Origin of the sequence: Salmonella sp. SAL4457 (assembly GCF_046548235.1) — a bacterium.
GTDB lineage: Bacteria > Pseudomonadota > Gammaproteobacteria > Enterobacterales > Enterobacteriaceae > Salmonella > Salmonella enterica.
The window spans coordinates 1-265 of record NZ_JBGDZO010000646.1 but is presented as its reverse complement, the minus strand read 5'-3'; the positions used below and the strand labels follow the sequence as shown (position 1 = coordinate 265).

Annotated in this window: 1 pseudogene; it reads left to right on the top strand. The window is 66.0% G+C overall.

The features are described 5' to 3' along the window. Nucleotides 1-265 (top strand): annotated as a pseudogene (gene ohrR / locus ACLJNW_RS25790) (hydroperoxide stress response transcriptional regulator OhrR); the annotation flags it as partial.

Genomic DNA, 265 nt, shown 5'->3' with positions numbered 1-265 from the left:
CCGCAGTACATCGCCATGCTGGTGCTGTGGGAACGCGACGGCCTGACCGTGGGCGAAATCAGCGCACGCATGCTTACCGACCCGGGATCGCTCACGCCTCTGCTCAAGCGCCTGGAGGGCGAAGGTCTGATTACCCGCACTCGCAGCAGCGAAGACGAGCGGGTAGTCCTGCTGCGCCTGACCGACAAGGGCCGCGCCCTGCAGCGACAGGCCGAGAGCATTCCCGCCTGCATCCTGGAGAGTACCGGCCTCGACTTGCCACAAC